General features: G+C 35.9%; 2 protein-coding genes and 1 pseudogene. 2 read left to right on the top strand and 1 reads right to left on the bottom strand.

The window, feature by feature from the left end; all coding sequences use genetic code 11:
• Positions 1 to 77: 77 nt before the first annotated feature.
• Together VB654_RS20025 and VB654_RS20020 are read left to right on the top strand one after the other, a co-directional pair.
• Entirely contained in the window at positions 78 to 839 is a 762-nt protein-coding gene (locus VB654_RS20025) for a hypothetical protein (RefSeq protein ID WP_323215560.1), read from the top strand.
• 503 nt (positions 840 to 1,342) lie between these two features.
• Complete coding sequence (locus tag VB654_RS20020; RefSeq protein WP_323215559.1) at positions 1,343 to 2,080, top strand: hypothetical protein; 738 nt, start codon at positions 1,343 to 1,345, stop codon at positions 2,078 to 2,080.
• A gap of 69 nt (positions 2,081 to 2,149) precedes the next feature.
• Here the strand turns inward: VB654_RS20020 and VB654_RS20015 are convergent.
• Positions 2,150 to 3,833: pseudogene (locus tag VB654_RS20015) on the bottom strand (serine/threonine protein kinase); the annotation flags it as partial.

Raw genomic sequence — 3,833 nt, 5'->3', positions numbered from 1 at the left:
TAATTTATTGTTTAAACTCTCCCTGCTTTTTCTTTTATCATTAGTCTGCAAGTTCTGGCTCAGGATTATCACGAAAAATGTTGCGTGTTTATCATCTCTTTCTCGGTGCTATTTTATTAGCTTTAACCCCAGTGGGAGTAAAAACTATTCTCCCTCGGTTTTCTCCTGCGGTTGTAGAAAATCCCAGTGCTGTAGCAACGACAACTCAAAGCAGTCCTCCTCCAACTACTCCTGCAATCACTTCCAATCAGATGGAAGGAAATACTTGGAAAAAAATTTTGGGGAAAACATCTACCCCCAACGGCTGGAAATTTGCCCCTTGTGAGGGAAATGCTCCCCTTCTATGTGTTTCCTCTCAAGAAGAACTTTTGGGTACGGTAGAAATTGCAATTTATCCGGTGAAAAACAATCCGAATTTCCAAAAAAATCTGACAGATGCGGGTATTCCCTTAGATTCAGATGTAGATTACCAAAGTCTTGAATACCAAAACAAGTTATTAACGGCACTCAAAGCTTGGGTCGCAGATTTAAATACTACTTTTCTCCAAGACCGTCAGGATACTTATAAAAATCAAATTCTGTTTTCAGCCTACCCACCACAACAGACCTCCGTGGGTAAACTCCAGGGAATACGCTATGGGTTTGTAGGAATCAAGCCAGAGGGTGGAGTCCAAGAACAACATATTAGTCATGTGGCCTTCGATGGTAAAGCCATATATGTAATTACAACAGCCTTTAACCCTGAATCTGTAACAGGTAAATTTGAGAACCTGGAAAATTTGGCAATTTTTCAACCTTATTTGTCAGCGATCGCAGCTGATTTAAACTTGCCCATTTGACCACCGAGTTTTAGCGATTCTAGTAACCATAATCAACAATCCATCTCCCTGCCCCCTGCCTAAACGAAGGCATCTCACTTTTTCCCATCGCTCCCATTTCCAGTCCTCAAAACAAAATTTGGTTAAATCCCCTAAATTCATTTATGGGGATTCCTTTCTGCCTTCTTATTTTTAGTTCGCACCATTTACCCCAAACTTAATAGGAAAAACACAGTAGATTTACCATGATTAATCATTATTTATTTGTATAAAACTAAGTGTATTAATATAAATTAAACTTTCAAAATAATTCAGTACAATTACCATTAACATTTATAAAGAAAATATTAAATACTAAGTGCATGGATGAGTAACTGGCATTCAAACTTGGCTAAAAAGCATTTGGTTCAACATAAATAAATTTATACGTAGTAATAAAGTAATATTGCTTTTTACGTATAAATTCTGTTGTTGCTCTCAACTTTATTCAACCTTGACCGAATAAAAATATAGCGAGTAAAAAAATGAAATCAGTACTGGCATTAATCGACGAGAAGAAGCAAAAATTCAGACACACACCATTTATTAAGTTTTTACAAGATAGAAGCATAGACCCAAGGCAGAGATTGGCTTTTGCTCCTTGCTTCGCTCCCTTTGTTATGGGTTTTGGAGAGTTAAATAAATCCGTTTGGCGAGATGAAACAAGCAATGATCCGATTCAAGCCATAATTAACCAACATACCTATGAAGATGATGGTCACTGGCTATGGTTTTTGGAAGATATGCAAAAACTAGGTTTTAACATATCTCTCAACTTCAACGATGCCTTAAGTTTCTTGTGGAGCGATGAAACACAGGTTTCACGGCAAACAATTTATAAAATCTATCAACATACTCATCAAGCCAGACCTATTCATAAACTGGTAGTGATTGAAACAATAGAAGCAATAGCAGATATTTTTCTTTCGACAACCGAACAAGTTACTCAGGAATTAAAAATTTTAACACGCCAAGAATATCGTTATTTTGGTATTCATCATTTTTTAATTGACTCTGGTCATACTATGAATTCATCGGCAACTGAGGAATGTATTTCTAAAATACTACTCACAGCAGATAATGAACAAACATCCTTAGAATTAGTTGAAAAGGTATTTGATATCTTTAACTTATTAACATCTGCTCTTCTCAACTATGCAAAAAATCATCCAATAGAACAATCACAAAATCACAAAATCACTCAAAAACTTATTTTTCGATAAAATAAATAATATCCCAGGAATTACCCCTACCATTTGCCTGCAAAAAATATTCTTTATCTCGGATCAAGGCTAAATTTTTTCTGGCTGGAGTTTGGGAGCTAACAATTGGGGATAGCGTTTTACCAAATCTGCCACTTTAGCCATTGCTCCCCAGCGAATGTAGGCATAGTAAGCATAAGTTAAATAATTTTTTGCCGTCTTTGTTTTTCCCCATGCTAAATAAAACTTAGCTGCAAGTTCGTAAGCCAGAGCTTCTTCATTCAGATACTTGTGTTTTTTGGCGAGAGAGATAGCTTGCTCATATAATTCCATTCCTTGGAAATAATCACCTCTAACCCGATATCTTTCTGCCTCTACTAAATAAAACTTATGCAGATAATTCATTGGCGCGTGTTCTGCCAATTGCCGTAAATTTACTTGGTTATCTGCCACCTGCTGAAGTAAAGTATCTGGCTCATTTTTGACAGTTGGATATATAGCCAAAGCTGTGAGAGATTCATAAAAAGAAAATATAGGTATAGTGATAAACCCTGTACCCCCCGCTAAATATTTTTTGCCTTGAATAATATTTTTTTGAGCTTCAATAAAGCTACCAAATAAATAACATAGTATAAGTTTATGTAAATAGTAATAGTGGAGTCCATTTAAATCATTGGCTTGAATTAGCAGAAATAGTGATGTATCTTCATTATATGCTTCGCCGATGAGATTACAAGCTTGATCAGATTTACCTAACAAGTTCATAACAGTTTGTAAACTAATTAGACAATAGTTTAATGTCGTTGCTTGCTTGAGATTTTGGAGGACATGACTATAGTTAATAATTTCTTTTTCTAAGTTGATTAATTCTTTTCCTGTAAAATACGAATGAAGACAAATCTCCTTGATACAGTAGCCCACAAAGGCAAAATCTCCTGTTTCTAGTGCGGTTTTATATCCTTTTAACAAAATTGCTGAACTTTCTTGAATATGAGATTTTTTATGGAAAATAAATGCACCTAAAACATACAAGGTCTTGATTTCAATATCTTGAGAATTAATTTGATTAACTAATTTAAGTGCTAAATTACCAAACTGAAATGCTGCTTCAATATCTTTCTGGATGCCATTTAAGAGGATACCATAACAGGCATAGCAGAAAGCTGATAAAGGAGCGTTGCCGTACTGAATTGATAAGTTAACCTGAGAGAGAATAATTAATGGGAATAATAAAGGATCTGCAATATAAGTCGGAGGAATCATACTCGACACAATGCGAATGATTGCCAGATGCTTTGCAGAGGTCATCAATGGCAAGTTGATCAAATCCTCAACGGTTTTATTTGCCAGTAGTAATGTAGTTTTTTGAAAACTGTGCTGGATATCTCTTTCGCTTGGTGAATCAGGGAAATTTAGACCAAAATATTGCAAAACTTGCCGGGCGATCGCGATCGCTTCCAATAATCTATTCTGGGATGTATAAGCCTGAATTTTGATTTCATAAACTTTCACTTTCTCTAGCAGAGTTTTTGCTTGTTGCAGTACTACCTCTGCCAATTGTTCCATTTCCTCAAAGTTGCCACCTAGATATGCGGCTTCTGTTGCTGTTTCATACAAAGCAAAGGTCAGCTGATATTTTGTCTCCCAGCTATCATCGGCGAGTAGATTAATGCCAATATTTAAATACTTCAACGCCGAGGGATAAGCCATTGATGCTAAAGCTTTACGTCCAGCAACTAGATTCATTTTAGCTAGATGCTCGCGGTCGCTTAGT

This window comes from Nodularia sp. UHCC 0506, from assembly GCF_034931045.1.
GTDB lineage: Bacteria > Cyanobacteriota > Cyanobacteriia > Cyanobacteriales > Nostocaceae > Nodularia.
The sequence above is the reverse complement of the archived record's forward strand: the minus strand, read 5'-3'. Positions and strand labels throughout refer to the sequence as shown.

What these genes read in the sequence shown, in the direction of transcription:
- VB654_RS20020 (WP_323215559.1), top strand. Translation starts at nt 1,343, where the DNA reads ATGAAATCAGTACTGGCATTAATCGACGAGAAGAAGCAAAAATTCAGA.
- VB654_RS20025 (WP_323215560.1), top strand. Translation starts at nt 78, where the DNA reads ATGTTGCGTGTTTATCATCTCTTTCTCGGTGCTATTTTATTAGCTTTA.